The sequence below is a fragment of the Streptomyces sp. WAC00040 genome, from assembly GCF_056835925.1.
The window spans coordinates 285,548-301,272 of the sequence record NZ_JAKQZE010000002.1 but is presented as its reverse complement, the minus strand read 5'-3'; the positions used below and the strand labels follow the sequence as shown (position 1 = coordinate 301,272).

Sequence of the window (15,725 nt, the reverse complement as noted above, 5' to 3'; positions counted from 1 at the left end):
TGCGGCGACGGTCCGAAGCACCGGCGGACGAGAACCGGGACCGCGCGAACTTGGCCCGACCGGTCGCGGGGAAGGTGTAGCGCTGCCAGCCGGTGCGGGGCGTGGCAGTGAGCTCCGCGTCGATGCCGTACGTCTTCAGGCCGACGCGGTAGTGGCCGGGCTCGGCCTCCTCGTCGTCGTGTGAGTAGGCGGACCGGTATCGGGACGGATCGACGGTGTCGACAGCTCCGGTGGTGGGCATCAGGGGCAGTTCGCCGGCGACGGAGCAGCCGACGCCGGAGAGATGGGTCTGGCTGAACCCGTGGATCCTGTCCTGCTGGTAGTCGTAGCCACCCTGTCCGCCGGTGTCGGGGCTGACCTGCACCATGCCGAACGGGGCGCTCGCGCCCGGGAAGGTGTTGCCGAAGTTCTGCGTGCCGACGAAGGGTCGACCAGCGCGGCGAGGTCTTACGCCACCGGCGCGGCGGCCTGCGCGGCGGGGGCGGGGGCGAGGAGCCCGCCCCACGCCATGGCGGCCGCCAGCGGAAGGGCGGCGGCCCGCGTCGTGCGCGCCCGTATTCTCCTGAGCAGTGGATGCATGGGCGTCCCTCTCCTGAATCCATGGACCGGCGCGGAGACTTGACGACCATGCGGCTGACATCGTTATCAACGCCCTGGACCGATTTCCCCTCCACCGGGGAGACCGGTCCGTGGCGCCCCCTCAGAGCGAGGCGGTGAGCGCGGGCGTGAGGCGGCCGTCCCTCATGGTGACCGTGCGATCCATCCGTTCCAGATGCGCCAGGTCGTGCGTCACCAGCACGGTCGCCGTGGCCCGTTCGCGGGTCAGGCCCACCAGCAGGTCCAGGACCGCAGCGCCCCGCTCGTGGTCGAGCGCGCTGGTCGGCTCGTCGACGAGGAGCACGGCCGGGTCGTTCATCAGCGCCCGGGCGATGTTCACCCGCTGGCACTGGCCGCCCGACAGCTGGTGCGGCCGGCGGTGGGCCTCCGCCGCGAGGCCGACCGCGTCGAGCAGTTCGAGGGCCCTGCCGCGGGCGGTGCGCGCGAGCCGGCCGGAGACATGGGCCATCACCTGCAACTGCTCCACTGCCGTCAGCGACGGCAGGAGGTTCGGCTGCTGGAAGACTATGCCGATGCGCTCCCGGCGCAGAGCGGCCTTGGCCGCCGGGCCGAGCCCGGCCGTGTCGGCGCCGTCCACGACGATCCGGCCGCTGTCGGGGGTGACCAGCGTCGCCGCGACGGCCAGCAGGCTGGACTTACCGGAACCCGACGGTCCGACGACGGCGGTCAGCGAACCGGCGGGAACGTCGAGCGTGACCCGGTCGAGTGCGGTCAGCCGCCCCCGGCCGTCGGGATAGGTGAGGGTGATGTCGTCGAGCAGCAGGCTCATCGTGCGCTCCCAAGTGCGGTCAGCGGGTCGACAGCGGTGATCCGCCGGATGGACAGGGCCGCCCCGGCCGCGCCGAGGACGATCATCACGGCGGCCGGGACGAGGACGGTCGGGCCGTCGAGCACGAAGGGCACGTCGCCGCCGCCGATCAGCGCCCCGGCACCGGCCGCGAGCCCGGTGCCGAGCAGGGTCCCGGCGGCGAGCATCACCACCGCCTGCCCGAGGGCGTCGCGCAGCAGGTAGCGGGTGGAGGCGCCCAGCGCCTTGAGCACGGCCACGTCACCGCTGCGCTGGATCGTCCACACCGTGAAGAACGCGCCGATGACGAGGGCCGAGATCGCGAACAGGAAGCCGCGCATCAGCTGCAGCGAGCCGTTCTCCGACCGGTAGGAGCCGATGGCGTCCAGCGCGTCGTCGACGGTGCGGGTCTGCGTGCCGATCGCCTCGTCGGCCGCGGCGATGTCGGCACCGCCGGTTGTGGTCAGCGCGATCACGGTCGCCGCCGGGCCCGTCGAGAGGCGCTGCCAGTCGTCGAGCGCCGTCCACACGACGGGCGTGTGGGAGTAGGAGGCGTCGCCCTCGACGGCGGCGACGGTCGCGTCCAGCGTGCCCAGCCGGACCCGGTCGCCCGCCCGAAGTGCGAGCTCGTCCGCGGCCGGCTCGGAGAGCACGACCTCGCCGGAGCGCACCGGACGCGGCGCGAGACCGGCCGACGGCTCGCTGCCGAAGGCGGAGACGGCTGCCGTACGCTTCCCTGCGGTCGCATCCAGCGTCCGGATGCCCAGCGGGGCGGCGGCCGTGACGCCGGGGCGGGCGGCCCACCCCTGCCACTGGCTCGGAGTGACGGCCGAGTTCGCGAACGAGACGGGCCGGCCGCCCGGTGGCGCGGCGAAGGCCAGGCGGTCGGCCGGCAGGCCGGTGACGGCCGAGGTGTTCTCCCTGGCCAGGCCTGCGGTGAGCCCGGACAGCAGTCCCACCAGCAGGGTGATCAGCACGACGACCGTGCCCATCAGCGCGAACCGCCCTTTGGCGAAGCGAAGGTCTCTCCATGCGACGAACATGGCTCCAGCCTGGTGCGCACGGCGTGCCCTGACATCGCACTCCGGTGCGTATCCGTCTCAACCTTTTGATTGAGCCGGTCACCCGGCGCCGTGCTTACGCTGGAGTGACCATGGACTCCCGGACCCTGACCCCCGTCGTGCGCGTACTGCGCGTGTGTCTTCATGCCCTGCTGGCCGGACTGCTGGCGCTGGCCGCCGTGCGGGCCGTCACCGGCGGCGAGCCGCAGGCGTACGCGGTCGTGATCACGGCCGCGCTGGTCGCGGCCGTGTACGCGGTGGGTGTCCTCACACCCGGAGTGCATCGCTCCGGGCGTGCCGCAGCCCTGTGGCTGGCGGCACTCGGCGCGACGTGGCTGGCGTTGCTGGTCCTTTCGCCGGACGCGCTGTGGGTGGCGTTCCCGCTGTACTTCCTCCAGCTGCATCTGCTGCCGGTGCGGTGGGGCCTGGCCGCTGTGGCGGCGACGGCCGCCGCCGCGATCGGGAGCTTCCTGCTGCACGGGCAGACGGTGACCCCGGGCACGTTCATCGGACCTTTGCTGGGCGCGGCCGTCGCGGTGGCGACCGTGCTCGGCTACCAGGCGCTGTACCGGGAGAGCGAAAGCCGCCGCCGGCTGATCGAGGAACTGGTCTCCACCCGCGCGGAACTCGCCGCCGCCGAACGCACAGCGGGAACGCTGGCCGAACGGGAACGGCTCGCCCGCGAGATCCACGACACGCTCGCACAGGGCCTGTCCAGCATCCAGCTGCTGCTGCGCGCCGCGGAACGGGCCTTGGACGAGGACGACCCGGCCGCCCTGCATGTGCGGCAGGCGCGTCGTGCGGCGCAGGACAACCTGGCCGTGGCCCGCCGGTTCGTACGTGCCCTTTCCCCGCCGGACCTGGAACGCGGCTCGCTGGCCGGCGCGCTGGAGCGGCTGTGCGCGAAAGCCCACGGCCCGGTGGTGCGGTTCGGGGTCAGCGGCACGCCCGTGGAGCTGCCCACGCCGTACGAGGTGGCACTGCTGCGGACCGCGCAGTCGGCGCTCGCCAACACCGAGCGCCATGCTGCCGCCTCGCGGGCGGAGATCACCCTCAGCTACATGGACACCTCGGTGTCGCTGGACGTCGTCGACGACGGCCGGGGCTTCGACCCCGACGAGGCACCCAGCGGTGACGGCGGCTTCGGGCTGCGCGCGATGCGCTCGCGGGCCGGCTCGCTCGGCGGAACGCTGAGCGTCGAGTCCGCGCCCGGCCAGGGCACGGCCGTCGCCCTCACCCTGCCGCTGCCCGCGTCGGCCACGGAGCGCGCCGCATGACCGGGCCCATCCGTCTGCTGCTCGCCGACGACCATCCCGTCGTACGGGCGGGACTGCGCGCGGTCCTCGACACCGAGACCGACTTCGAGGTCGTCGGCGAGGCGGCGACCGCGGTGGCGGCGGTGCGGCAGGCCGCGGTGGGCGGTGTCGACGTGGTGCTGATGGACCTCCAGTTCGGCCCGGGCATGCACGGCTCGGAGGCGACGGCGGCGATCAGCGCGCTCCCGGACGGCCCCCGGGTGCTGATCCTCACCACGTATGACACCGACGCGGACATCCTTGCGGCGGTGGAGGCCGGCGCGGCGGGCTATCTGCTGAAGGACGCTCCGCCGGAGGAACTGGCCGCGGCGGTCCGCACGGCGGCGGCCGGCCGGTCCGCGCTGGCCCCGGCGGTGGCGCACCGCCTCATGGACCGTATGCGCACCCCGGCGCAGGCGCTGACCAAGCGCGAGCTGGAGGTGCTCCAGCTGGTGGGCGACGGCCTGTCCAACCAACAGATCAGCAAGAAGCTGTTCCTGAGCCAGGCGACGGTGAAGTCCCACCTGGTGCACATCTTCGCCAAGCTGGGCGTGGACTCGCGCACGTCGGCTGTGGCGGCGGCGACGGCGCGGAGGCTGATCCGACGGTGATCCCGCACGGTCGCGAGGCTCCGGGCCCGCGAACGCGACGCGGCCGGAGCCTCGCGCCGTTCTCCACTCGCGCGAAGCGATCGGTTTCCACTCCTGCGGCTCGGGCAGCCGCAGGAGTGGAGAGACTACGAAAGGACCGACATGAGTGCCGGAGAGAAGGCCAAGGCCAAGGCCGAGCAGGTTGTCGGCAGGGCCGTGCGGAAGGCGGCCCATGCGATGGGCAAGGAGACCACCGCGGCCAAGGGCGCCGCTCTGGAGACACGGGGCAGGGCCCGCGAGACCAAGGAGAATGCGAAGCACGGCTTCAGGCGCTGAGCACGTCACCGCGTGCGCCGGGACGGCCCCCGGGGCCGCGGCTCGGCTGCGGCCGGGACACCCGCCGGTTCTTCCCGCCCGGCGGACGGGATCCGTACGGAGCACGAGGAGCGAAGAGATGCGTGTGATCACATGGTCCGTGGAGGCGGACGCCGCCGAACCGGCTCCAGGGTCGGCTCCGGCGCCGCCCCTGCCTGTACCCCACGGACCGGTGGGCGCTCGGCTCCCGCCGCATGGCGGGAGCCGAGCGTCCACCGAGTCAGCGGCGCTGGGGCGGTGACTGTCCGAAAAGGTCCACGGCCGCGCGTACCTGCATCAGCGCGGGCGACAGCGCGCTCACCGAGCCGACTGCCCCCGCGATCAGCAGCAGCGAGCGCCGCATCCGCGGGATCTCGGGGTCTCCCGCCGCCACCATCGCCGCCATCACCGCCAGTTCGTCCTCCGCGATCCCCCGGTCGCTGAACTCGGCGGGGTAGCCCGCGAGTTCGCGTCTGAGCCTGGCGACGGCAGCACGCAGCTCCGCCGCTCTCGGCTCCTCGCCACTGCCCCTGCCTGTCACCCGCGTCTGCCCCACGCTCCGCAACAAAGCCAGCCCCTCGCACGTCTTGTGCACTCCACGGTCCCGCCGGGGGTCGTGGTCAACGCCCGAGGGGTGCGGGCCAGTTAACGCCATCCGGGTGACGGCGCGCCACCGTGCGGACGCAATTCAGGACGTCGGAACGACGTCCATCGCGTTGCGCCACACGGTCACATCGACGGAGATGAACTTGCTGGGGTCGTTCTCCGGCGACTTGCCCTGGTAGGTGAGCAGGCCGACATGGCCGGAATCCGTCAGCACGCAGATCTGGGAGCCCTTGGACAGCAGCCCCGTTTCGATGGTGGTCGTGTAGCGGGTGTCGTTGCGGCAGGTGTCGAGGTCGCCGGTCTGCCCGGTACGGAGCAGGATCATCCGGCCGGTCTCGGTCTCGACCTGGTCGAGGTCGCCTTCGTACTCGAAGTCCGCGTTGGAGTCGTCATTGACGGGCTTGACCGGATCGTGGTCGAGGAAGACGTGGTAGTTGTTCACGATGTCGAGCCCCGTGTAGGTCTTGGGCTCGGGGTCGGGAACCACGTCGCCGGGCGCGGTGTCGAGTCCGTCGCCCTCGTCGCCGGGCGTGGAGGCGCCACCGGACGGCGTGCTGCCGGCGGGCTTGGAGGATTCGGGGGCGCCCTTGTCCTGGCTCTCGGTCTTCTTGCCCGAGCCCTTGTCGGAGAGCGCCAGATACGCGCCGCCACCCGCCGCGCCGCCCAGCACGAGAGTGGCCACCAGGGCGATGGCGAGCGTGCGGCCCTTCTTCTTGGGCGCGACGTCCGGTCCCTGCTGTGCGACGTTGCCGTACGGCTGAGGGCCGGTGTGCTGGTGGTGCGGCGCCGTCTGCGGGTAGCCGTAGCCGGGGGCCTGCTGCGCCGTCTGCGGATAGCCGTACGTGGACTGCTGCGGCTGGGTCCCGGGCTGCTGGTGAGCGGCCTGCTGCGGCTGCATCATGTGCTGCTGCGGCTGGGCCGGCGGCGTCTGGGGCTGCGGGGCGGGACCGAAGCCGGGCGGCGGGGTCGAGGGCGCGGCGTGCGCGGTCGGCTGGTGGGTCGGGGCGGGTGCGGCCGGGGCCTGAGGGGTCACGGCGGGCTGGCCGGCCGCGGGGGTGACCGGCGGCGCGGGCGCCGCCTTGCGGGTCGTGATCTCGGCGGCCACCGCGCTGGGCAGCCACTCCTCCGGGCGCCGCAGCACCGTTTCCCCATTGGCCGCCTGGCAGATGCTCAGGATCTCGGCGACGGAGGGCCGGGCCTCCGGCTCCTTGACCATGCAGCGCGTCACCAGCTCGCGCAGCTCGTCGGGGAGTCCGGTGAGGTCGGGCTCCTCGTGCACGATCCGGTAGAGCACGCCGTGCGAAGTACCTTCGCCGAAGGCCGCCTTGCCCGTCGCCGCGTACGCCGTGAGCTGGCCGAGGGCGAAGATGTCGGTGGCCGGGGTGACATGGCTGCCCGCCGCCTGCTCCGGCGCCATGAACGACGGCGTGCCGATGGTGACCCCGCTGCTGGTGAGCGAGGTGGCGTCGGCGGCGCGCGCGATGCCGAAGTCGATGACGCGCGGGCCGTCGGCGGCGAGGAGGACGTTGGCGGGCTTCAGGTCACGGTGGACGATGCCGGCGCCGTGGATGATCTGCAGCGCCTCCGCGATGCCGGCCACCAGCAACAGCACCGTCTGCACGGGCAGTTTGCCGTGCTGGGCCACGGCGTCCGCGAGGGACGGACCGGGTACGTACGCGGTGGCCAGCCATGGCTGCTCGGCGTCGGCGTCGGCGTCGATGACGGGCGCGGTGAACAGGCCCTGCACCCGCTGGGCGGCCTGTACCTCCTGCGCGAAACGGCGCCGGAACTCGGCGTCCTGGCCGAAGTCGGGCCGGATCACCTTGATGGCGACGGCGCGTCCTCCGGGCGTGTAGGAGAGGTAGACCTTGCCCATGCCGCCGGCGCCGAGGCGGGCGGCGAGCTTGTATCCGGCGACGTGCTTCGGATCGTCCTCACCCAGCGGCTTGAAGACCGTTCCCTGGTGTGCGCGGCCACTCATCGACTCTTGATCCCCCATGGCGAACCTCAGTATGGAAGGTGCACCTTATCCAAGTCGCACCCTGCTCTCCACGTCGGACGACGCCCGCCCCACGGGCGGTTGCAGGAACGAGTGGGCAACGCCCGTTCGGTGCAGCGCCCCACGGGGCGGGGTGTCCGTGTATTCGCCCTCTTATGGGATAAGGAGTCCCCATGTCCTCTCCTCGTACTCCGACGGACCCTCACCAGCCGGTCGTCGCCGGATTGTTGCTCGCGGCCGGCGGCGGCAGGCGGCTGGGCGGCAGGCCGAAGGCGCTGCTGGAACACCGGGGCAGGCCGCTCGTCGAGCACGCCGTGCGGACGCTGCGCGAGGGCGGCTGCGGTCCGGTGCATGTGGTGCTGGGAGCGGCGGCGGAGCGCGTACGGGAGGAGGCGGACCTGACCGGATGCGTGGTGCGGGACAACCCGGCATGGGAGGAGGGGATGGGATCGTCGCTGCGGGTGGGGCTCGCCTCGCTGGGAGCGGCGGACGCGGCGCTGGTGCTGCTGGTGGATCAGCCGGGGATCGGCGCGGAGGCGGTGGCGCGGGTGCGTGCGGCCTACGACTCCCGTGCGTCGCTGGCGGCCGCGGCGTACGGGGGGCGGCGGGGGCATCCGGTGCTGTTCGGCGCGGACCTCTGGGACGGGATCGCGGCGGGGGCCGAGGGCGATCAGGGGGCGCGGGCGTATCTGCGCGCCCATGCCGACGCGATCACGCTCGTCGAGTGCGGCGACGTGGCGCAGGAGTACGACATCGACACGCCGGAGGATCTCCGGTACTTGCTGTGAACGGCGTGGCACGGTGCGCCACGGTCTGTCGACCCGGAGAATCTCGATATCAACAAACCATTGAACTTCCACCATGCGATAACTAGTATCCACTGATCAGAAGCGCCTGACTGCTCGGACGGCGCCTTCGGCCGTACCCCGGAGCCACTGGCACTGAGTGCCGCCACCGGCTACCCGGCGGCCGCACGGCGCCCCCGCACCGCCCGTGAAGCATGCGAAGCATGTGAAGCTCGCTGAAGGAAGTGACAGCTCATGTCCGCACCAGCGCCGTCCCCGCTGGCCATCGTCGAAGCCGAGCCCCTGCCCCGGCAGGAAGAGGTCCTCACCGACGCGGCGCTCGCGTTCGTGGCCGAGCTGCACCGGCGCTTCACCCCGCGCCGCGACGAGCTGCTCGCCCGCCGCGCCGAGCGCCGCGCCGAGATCGCCCGCACCTCCACCCTGGACTTCCTCCCGGAGACCGCCGCGATCCGCGCGGACGACTCCTGGAAGGTCGCCAAGGCCCCCGCCGCCCTGGACGACCGCCGCGTGGAGATCACCGGACCGACCGACCGCAAGATGACCATCAACGCCCTCAACTCGGGTGCGAAGGTCTGGCTCGCCGACTTCGAGGACGCGTCCGCCCCCACCTGGGAGAACGTGATCCTCGGCCAGCTCAACCTCATCGACGCCTACGAGCGCCGGATCGACTTCACCGACCCTAGGTCGGGCAAGACGTACGCCCTGAAGCCCTCGGAGGAGCTCGCGACCGTCGTGATGCGCCCGCGCGGCTGGCACCTCGCCGAGCGCCACATCACCGTGGACGGGACCCCGGTGCCGGGCGCGCTGGTCGACTTCGGCCTCTACTTCTTCCACAACGCCCGGCGCCTGCTCGACCTCGGCAAGGGCCCGTACTTCTACCTGCCCAAGACCGAGTCGCACCTGGAGGCCCGCCTCTGGAACGACATCTTCGTCTTCGCCCAGGACCATGTCGGCGTCCCGCAGGGCTCGGTCCGCGCGACCGTGCTGATCGAGACGATCACCGCGGCGTACGAGATGGAGGAGATCCTCTACGAGCTCCGCGACCACGCCTCCGGTCTGAACGCCGGCCGCTGGGACTACCTGTTCTCCATCGTCAAGAACTTCCGTGACGGCGGCGAGAAGTTCGTCCTCCCGGACCGCAACGCGGTGACGATGACCGCCCCGTTCATGCGGGCGTACACCGAACTGCTGGTGCGCACCTGCCACAAGCGCGGCGCGCACGCGATCGGCGGCATGGCCGCGTTCATCCCGTCCCGCAAGGACGCCGAGGTCAACAAGGTCGCGTTCGAGAAGGTCAAGGCCGACAAGGACCGCGAGGCCGGCGACGGCTTCGACGGCTCCTGGGTCGCCCATCCGGACCTGGTGCCCATCGCGATGGCCTCGTTCGACGCGGTCCTCGGCGACCGGCCGAACCAGAAGGACCGTCTGCGCGAGGACGTCTCCGTGGCGCCCGGCGACCTGATCGCCGTCGACTCCCTCGAGGCCAGGCCCACGTACGAGGGCCTGCGCAACGCCGTGCAGGTCGGCATCCGCTACATCGAGGCTTGGCTGCGCGGCCTCGGCGCCGTGGCCATCTTCAACCTGATGGAGGACGCGGCGACAGCGGAGATCTCCCGCTCCCAGATCTGGCAGTGGATCAACGCGGGCGTCGTCTTCGAGAACGGCGAGCGTGCCACTCCCGAGCTGGCCAGGAAGGTCGCGGCGGAGGAACTGGCCGCGATCCGGGAGGAAGTCGGCGAGGAGGCCTTCGCGTCCGGCAACTGGCAGCAGGCGCACGACCTGCTGCTGAGGGTGGCCCTGGACGAGAACTACGAGGACTTCCTCACGCTGCCCGCGTACGAGCAGCTCGTCGGCTGACGCCTGCGCCACCCGCGCCGCGCTTGCACCGCCCCCGGTACCGCACAGCACCGGGGGCGGTGCGCTGCGTGTACGCGGGGCGAGCACGCCAGCCGGACCTGCCAGAAGACTGGCGCAGGATGATGCCCACCTCCGAGGTCAGGGCTGCGCCCGCTACCGGCCCTGACCGACGACACGCCTTCCTGGAGCCCGCGGCACACCATGTAAGCATCCGGTGTGGGTCGCCCTTGGCGCCGAGCACCGACCCTGGCGGCCGCGGACCAGCGCCGGACGGGCACGGGTGGGAATGGTCCGGAGCCGGGTCCGGCCCGGTGCAAATGCACGCCCACCGAATAGGGGTGACTATCGGTCAACTTCTGGCCGAGACTCCGCCGCACCACCACTCGACCTTCACAGATGACACACAGGTAACTCCAGTTCTACGCACGGGACTTGCACAGCAGTTTCAACAGAGAACGCCGCAAACACAGCCGTGACATCGGGTCCCGGGTGCCGAAACCGGCCCTTGCTCGCCCATGCTGACCTGTGGCTATGGTGATCGCCGCGCGCGCGGTGGACCTTGACCGCTCCACCGTGGCGCGCACACCAACCGGCGGCCGGGGGAACGGTGCCGCCACGGGGAGGGATGGACCGTCATGCCACGACACCGGCTCACCACGCAGGCCGGCTCCGACCAAGCTGCCTGCCGCACCTGTTCAGACGCCGGGACAGTCGCCTGATCCGTGCGCACCGGTTCCGCCTCCTCCGACGGGCCGCCCCCTACTGCCCTCGTTCACCACGAAGGATGCCTTGTGCGCCCCAGACCAGGGTTGCTCAGAACCCGAGCACGCAAAGTTCCGATACTCACCCCCCTCGTCACGTCAGTGGCGGCGCTCGCCGTTCTCGGCGGCCTGGCCCAGCCCGCTCCGGCGGACCGGTTCGCCGGACAGCGCACTGCTGCCGCGAGTGACTCCAACGGCTGGTACGACGACACCGCCGCTGAACAGCTGCGGCAGGACCAGTGCCTGATGTCCGACGTGCTGCGTGTGGGCGGTCCGGCCATGGCCGCGATCGGCCAGGACGGCCTCAACCAGCCGCAGGACAAGCTCCACGAACTGGCCGACCGGGACCACTGGGAGGACACGCCGCTCGCCCAGGCGTACACCAAGGACCGCGACACGGCCGGCAAGGAGTTGGACGCCCTCCACGCCGTCCGGGACTCCTGGAAGGCGCCTCTCGACGGGCTGGAGACTCCCGCCGGGTTCACCGTGACCGGCTTCCACTGGCCGCCCGGGACCCGCGACGGCGAGGACTTCTACACCCAGACCGGTCTGACCCGGTGGACCGCCGACCGGTTCTGGAAGGACGAGTCCGACTTCTACGAGGACTCCACCCCGCAGGCCGACGACGCGACGCGCAAGGCCGTCACCGACCTCGGCACCCCGCTCTACCCGGAGAACCCCGACCACTCGCTCCCCTCGGACGAGTGGAACCGGGCCCTCGCCGAGCGCGACGCCTTCAAGTGGCTGACCGGATCGGGGCTCCACCCCACGGGCGCGGACGACGCCCGGATGTTCCTCTCCTCCGGCGGTTTCCCCCGTACCGCCCCGGTGGCGGGGTCGGCCGAATTCCGCATCGCCGTCGAGGATCTGAAAACGCGTTTCGCCTCCTGCGCCTGGCGGGACCCGCTCGACCCGAGCAATGTCCTCAAGCCAATCAGCGAGACCGCCGCAGCCGAGTGGCAGAACGAGATCGCTTCCCAGGCCACGCAGCGCAACCAACTGCTGAACGCCAACAAGGACGCAACGAAGGCCCTCGCCTCCGGCTCGAAGGCGCTCGGCGAGATGCTGGGACACTCCTGGGTCGCCGACCGCCTCGCCCGCTGGCAGAACTACTGGTCCGCCGGAGGACTCGGCTGGATCGGTGACAGCCCGGTCGTGATCGAGCTGCGCGGCACCACGGGCAAGTGCCTCGACGTCGAGGGCGCCAAGACGGCCAACGGCACCCCGGTGCAGGTCTACACGTGCAACGGGTCGTCCGCGCAGCAGTGGCTGCTCGAGGGCGACGACCTCGGCATGCACCTGCGCAACGTCAAATCCCAGAAGTGCCTGGACGTCGCGGGCAACGACAGCGCCAATGGCACGACGATCCGGATCTGGACCTGCAACAGCAGCCCGGCGCAGACGTGGGAGTCGAACATCCGCGCCACCAGCCCGCTGAAGAACAGCGGCACCGGCAAGTGCCTGGACATGCCCAAATACGACAACAGCGCCAACGCCCGGCTGTGGACGTGCAGCGGCGCCGCGCCGCAGCGGTTCGGCATCGAGCCGTCCGGACACAAGGGGACGGACAGCCTCTCGTACCCGGACAAGGCGCAGTTCGACAAGGCGAAGCGTGGTGTGGCCGCGGCGCAGGCCGGGGCGAAGGCACAGCTCGCCGTCCTGAAGAAGCACGCCGCCGCGGCGAAGGCGTCGGCGACCGCCTCCGACACCGCCGAGCAGGCCGCCTACGCAGTCGCCGACAAGATCGGTGCGCCGCGGGGTCGTGGTCTGCTGGTGGGTCAGCAGAAGGCGCAGGTCACCAAGGGTGCCGTGGCCGCGCTGACGGCGATGGTGAAGGCCGGCGAGACCGCCGAGGCCGCCACCCGCGCGTCGGCAGGTGACAGCAAGACCATCGCGCAGCGTGCGCTGGCGCAGGCCGCGCAGTCGAAGGCGGAGTTCCGCAAGGAGGCCGCGCACACCGCCGAACTGCAGGCCAAGGCGGCGGCCGATGCGGCCAAGGTGCACCGGGACAACGCCAAGAAGGACAAGGAGACGGCCGAGGCCAAGCTGGCGGTCGCGGTGCGGGCGGAGGCGGACGCCAAGGCGGCCGCTGCCGAGGCCCACGCCAAGCGGCTGTCTGCGGAGGCCGAGGAGAAGACGGCCGAGAAGGAGAAGGCGACCGCGGCGGCCAAGCAGGGCGAGGCGGCGCAGCACCGTAAGACCGCCGAGGCCGAGGCGTCGAAGGCGCAGTCGGCCAAGGAGGCGGCGGAGTCGGCCGAGGGCACTGCGGTCGAGAGGAAGAACGCGGCGGAGAAGGCCCGCGACAAGGCGCGTGATCTGCGGGACGACGCGTGGGACGCGGAGCAGAAGGCGAACGCGGCGCGGGCCAAGGCGATCGCGAAGGAGGCGTTCGCGCAGGCGCACGAGTCCGATGCCAACGCCAAGGAATCCAGGGCGGCGGCCGACGCCGCGGCGGGGCACGCCGATGACGCCGAGGCGGCGGCGGGCCGGGCCCGTACCGCGGCCGACGCCGCGACGCAGGCGGCGGCCGACGCGGACGCGGCGGCCACCCGTGCCGAGGCGGCCGCGAAGCGAGCACGCTCGGACGCGGATGCCGCGCAGGCGGCCAAGCTGAAGGCGGACGCCGCGGTGCGGACCGCGACCAGCGCCGCAGCGGACGCGATCGACGCCTCCGAGCACGCCTCCGCGGAGGCGGCGGCGGCGGTCAAGCTGGCCGAGGAGGCCGAGAAGGAGGCGAAGGCCGCCAAGTCCCACGCGGACGAGGCGAGCAAGGAGGCAGGCAAGGCGCTCGTGGCCTCGGCGAAGGCGGCCGGCTTCGCGCATGTCACGGCCCAGGCCGCCGTGGACGCCGGGAACGCCGCGGCGCAGGTCGCCAAGCCCGCCAACGACGCCATCCAGCTCGGTTCCCCGTACGTCACGACGGACTCGGCCGCGAGCCTGGTCGTGCTGACCGGACAGGCCTCGAAGTCGATCGCCGAGCAGCAGAAGGCGGTCGCCGACGCGCACGCCAAGAACGCGCAGCAGGAGGCCGCGCTCGCCCAGAGCCTGGCCGAGGCCGCGCAGGGCGACGCCAAGGCCGCCTACCAGCACGCCGCGAACGCCGCCGGCCATGCGGCCCGTGCCCGTACCTACTCCAAGGAGGCTCTCGGCCACGCGGCCGACGCCGCCAAGGCCGCGTCCCTGGCCTCGGCGTCGCTGGCCCGCACGATCGAGTACGACCGCCAGGCCGCCGAGGACGCCGCGGCCGCCGACAAGGCCGCCGGCCGGGCCGAGAGCCACGCCGCCGACGCCCGCGCGTCCGCCGACGCCGCCGCGCTGGACGCCCAGGCCGCCCGCGACGCCGCAGCCGCAGCCGAGCAGGCCGCCAAGGACGCCCGCGCGGCGGCCACCCGCGCCGACGCCGCCGCCACCGCGGCCGAACAAGCGGCGAAGGACGCCCAGAAGTACGCCGAATCCGCCCAGCAGGCAGCGGAATCCGCCGAACGCAAGGCCGCCAACCAGCAGGTCTCCACGGGAGCCGGCACCGGCATCGGCGGCACCTGGTACGTCGTCGACGAAGACACCATCAAGGTCACCGACGCCAAGCAACTGAACGACTGCGTCATCGAGATCGGCTTCGAAGGCTGCACCGTCACCTTCGACGTGACGTTCACGGCGACCGTCGACTTCTACCTCTGTACCGACCCCGAGGTGCCGGCCACGGCGTCCGGCTGCCCGCCGGAGAACACCCTGCTTCTCGAGACCAAGGCCTTCCCGGGTCTGAAGCAGGAGGTCACCCGGTACTTCAGCAAGCTCGACCTGATTCAGCAGACGGTCGTCTACAAGCTCATCAAGGCCGTCCTGGTCCAGGACTTCGTCGACTGCTACCACGGCAGCGCCGGTGCCTGTGCCTGGGCCGCGTCCAACTTCATCCCGGGCAAGGCCTTCGCCAAGATCGCCGAGGGCATCCGTGCCCTCGACGCCGCCATGCACACCGGTGTCGGCGTCGCCGACGCGTTCAAGGCGCTCAAGACGCTGGACCTGGACCCGGCGACCCTGGCCAAGCTCCAAAGCACGGTCAACGCCTACGAGGACGTGGCCACCGCCTGCAGGGTCAACAGCTTCCCCGGCGACACGCAGGTCCTGATGCCGGACGGCACCCGCAAGGCCATCCGCGACGTCCGCACCGGTGACCTCGTCCTGGCGACGGACCTGTCCTCCGGACGGTCCGTCGCCCGGCCGGTGGTCGACACCTTCCGGCACGACACGCAGAGGCTCGTGGACATCTCGGTGGCGGGCGGTGTGCTGACCAGCACCATCGGCCACAGGTTCTACGTCGAAGGCCGCGACTGGGTCCTGGTCTCCGACCTCCGGGTGGGCGACCGGATGCGCACACCGGACGGCTCGCTCCGGCCCGTGACCGGACTCGCGCAGCGGGGCGACCTCTCCCCCACCGAGGTGTTCGACCTGACGGTCGAGGGTCTGCGCACGTTCTACGTCCGCCCCGACGGGTCCGCGCAGGACCTCCTCGTCCACAACTGCACCAACATCGTGGCCGACGAGGGCGTCGGAGGGGCGCACACCCTGGAGCAGCACGTCAACAAGACCGATGCCCAGATGATGGAGAAGGCCAGGAAGGCGCAGGGCGGGGTCGCCGGCAGGTGGACCGACGAAGCGACCGCGGCCCGTGCGGTGGACGAGGCCATGCAGCAGTGGATCCGGGATCCGCGCAATGCGGAGCGGCTGGACGCCTGGGTGAAGAAGGAGGCCCAGAAGCAGGGCAAGCCAGGTTACATCTTCGACGCGAAGCGGGACGCCCTCCCCATCGAGTGGACGCTCAGGAACGAAGGGTCCCTCGGCACCGTCTTCAAGGTCGGCGGCCCCGCTGCCGGTGAAGCGGCGAGCAACAAGGTGAGGATCCTGCTGAAGTACGTGGGCAAGCAGCACAAGCCCAGCAAGTACGTCGTCTTCACGGCCTACCCGCTTCCGTGACCGCACCGCACTGATCCACC

General features: G+C 71.7%; 10 protein-coding genes and 1 pseudogene. 6 read left to right on the top strand and 5 right to left on the bottom strand.

The genetic code is table 11. The features are described from left to right. Window positions 1-52 precede the first annotated feature (52 nt). The 3 genes and pseudogenes from MDN94_RS20595 to MDN94_RS20585 all read right to left on the bottom strand — a co-directional run. Window positions 53-579: pseudogene (locus MDN94_RS20595) on the bottom strand (hypothetical protein); the annotation flags it as partial. Between the two features lie 121 nt (window positions 580-700). Beyond that, window positions 701-1,387, bottom strand: a complete 687-nt coding sequence (locus MDN94_RS20590; RefSeq protein WP_482727363.1) for an ABC transporter ATP-binding protein — start codon at window positions 1,385-1,387, stop codon at window positions 701-703. Beyond that, window positions 1,384-2,448, bottom strand: a complete 1,065-nt coding sequence (locus MDN94_RS20585; RefSeq protein ID WP_482727362.1) for an ABC transporter permease — start codon at window positions 2,446-2,448, stop codon at window positions 1,384-1,386. Before MDN94_RS20585 ends, MDN94_RS20590 begins: the two co-directional genes overlap by 4 nt. A gap of 110 nt (window positions 2,449-2,558) precedes the next feature. On the opposite strand from MDN94_RS20585, the gene MDN94_RS20580 reads away from it, so the two are divergent. The 3 genes from MDN94_RS20580 (at window position 2,559) to MDN94_RS20570 (ending at window position 4,687) form a co-directional block, all read left to right on the top strand. After that, window positions 2,559-3,743: a sensor histidine kinase gene (locus MDN94_RS20580; protein WP_482727361.1), complete on the top strand. Its 1,185-nt coding sequence runs from the start codon at window positions 2,559-2,561 to the stop codon at window positions 3,741-3,743. Then, complete coding sequence (locus tag MDN94_RS20575) at window positions 3,740-4,372, top strand: response regulator (RefSeq protein WP_482727360.1); 633 nt, start codon at window positions 3,740-3,742, stop codon at window positions 4,370-4,372. Before MDN94_RS20580 ends, MDN94_RS20575 begins: the two co-directional genes overlap by 4 nt. 141 nt (window positions 4,373-4,513) lie before the next feature. Then, window positions 4,514-4,687, top strand: a complete 174-nt coding sequence (locus MDN94_RS20570; RefSeq protein ID WP_482727359.1) for a hypothetical protein — start codon at window positions 4,514-4,516, stop codon at window positions 4,685-4,687. Between the two features lie 259 nt (window positions 4,688-4,946). On the opposite strand, the gene MDN94_RS20565 is transcribed toward MDN94_RS20570, so the two are convergent. Next, window positions 4,947-5,273 (bottom strand): DUF5955 family protein, encoded by a 327-nt coding sequence (locus tag MDN94_RS20565; protein WP_482728191.1) that lies wholly within the window; start codon window positions 5,271-5,273, stop codon window positions 4,947-4,949. A 120-nt stretch (window positions 5,274-5,393) separates the two neighbouring features. Then, a complete protein-coding gene (locus MDN94_RS20560; protein WP_482727358.1) occupies window positions 5,394-7,292 on the bottom strand; it encodes a serine/threonine-protein kinase in 1,899 nt (632 codons plus the stop codon). Between the two features lie 191 nt (window positions 7,293-7,483). On the opposite strand from MDN94_RS20560, the gene MDN94_RS20555 reads away from it, so the two are divergent. The 3 genes from MDN94_RS20555 to MDN94_RS20545 all read left to right on the top strand — a co-directional run bounded on the left by MDN94_RS20555 (window position 7,484) and on the right by MDN94_RS20545 (window position 15,705). Next, on the top strand, window positions 7,484-8,098 hold the full coding sequence (locus MDN94_RS20555; RefSeq protein WP_482727357.1) for a nucleotidyltransferase family protein: 615 nt from the start codon (window positions 7,484-7,486) through the stop codon (window positions 8,096-8,098). Window positions 8,099-8,350: 252 nt separating this feature from the next. After that, window positions 8,351-9,973, top strand: coding sequence for a malate synthase A (aceB, locus tag MDN94_RS20550; protein ID WP_482727356.1), 1,623 nt, complete (start codon window positions 8,351-8,353; stop codon window positions 9,971-9,973). 863 nt (window positions 9,974-10,836) lie between these two features. Next, window positions 10,837-15,705: a ricin-type beta-trefoil lectin domain protein gene (locus MDN94_RS20545; RefSeq protein ID WP_482727355.1), complete on the top strand. Its 4,869-nt coding sequence runs from the start codon at window positions 10,837-10,839 to the stop codon at window positions 15,703-15,705. Window positions 15,706-15,725 lie beyond the last annotated feature (20 nt).

Bases quoted from the DNA above. Each gene is read 5' to 3' on its own strand.
- MDN94_RS20590 (WP_482727363.1), bottom strand. From the start codon at position 1,387: ATGAGCCTGCTGCTCGACGACATCACCCTCACCTATCCCGACGGCCGG.
- MDN94_RS20585 (WP_482727362.1), bottom strand. From the start codon at position 2,448: ATGTTCGTCGCATGGAGAGACCTTCGCTTCGCCAAAGGGCGGTTCGCG.
- MDN94_RS20580 (WP_482727361.1), top strand. From the start codon at position 2,559: ATGGACTCCCGGACCCTGACCCCCGTCGTGCGCGTACTGCGCGTGTGT.
- MDN94_RS20575 (WP_482727360.1), top strand. From the start codon at position 3,740: ATGACCGGGCCCATCCGTCTGCTGCTCGCCGACGACCATCCCGTCGTA.
- MDN94_RS20570 (WP_482727359.1), top strand. From the start codon at position 4,514: ATGAGTGCCGGAGAGAAGGCCAAGGCCAAGGCCGAGCAGGTTGTCGGC.
- MDN94_RS20560 (WP_482727358.1), bottom strand. From the start codon at position 7,292: ATGAGTGGCCGCGCACACCAGGGAACGGTCTTCAAGCCGCTGGGTGAG.
- MDN94_RS20555 (WP_482727357.1), top strand. From the start codon at position 7,484: ATGTCCTCTCCTCGTACTCCGACGGACCCTCACCAGCCGGTCGTCGCC.
- aceB (WP_482727356.1), top strand. From the start codon at position 8,351: ATGTCCGCACCAGCGCCGTCCCCGCTGGCCATCGTCGAAGCCGAGCCC.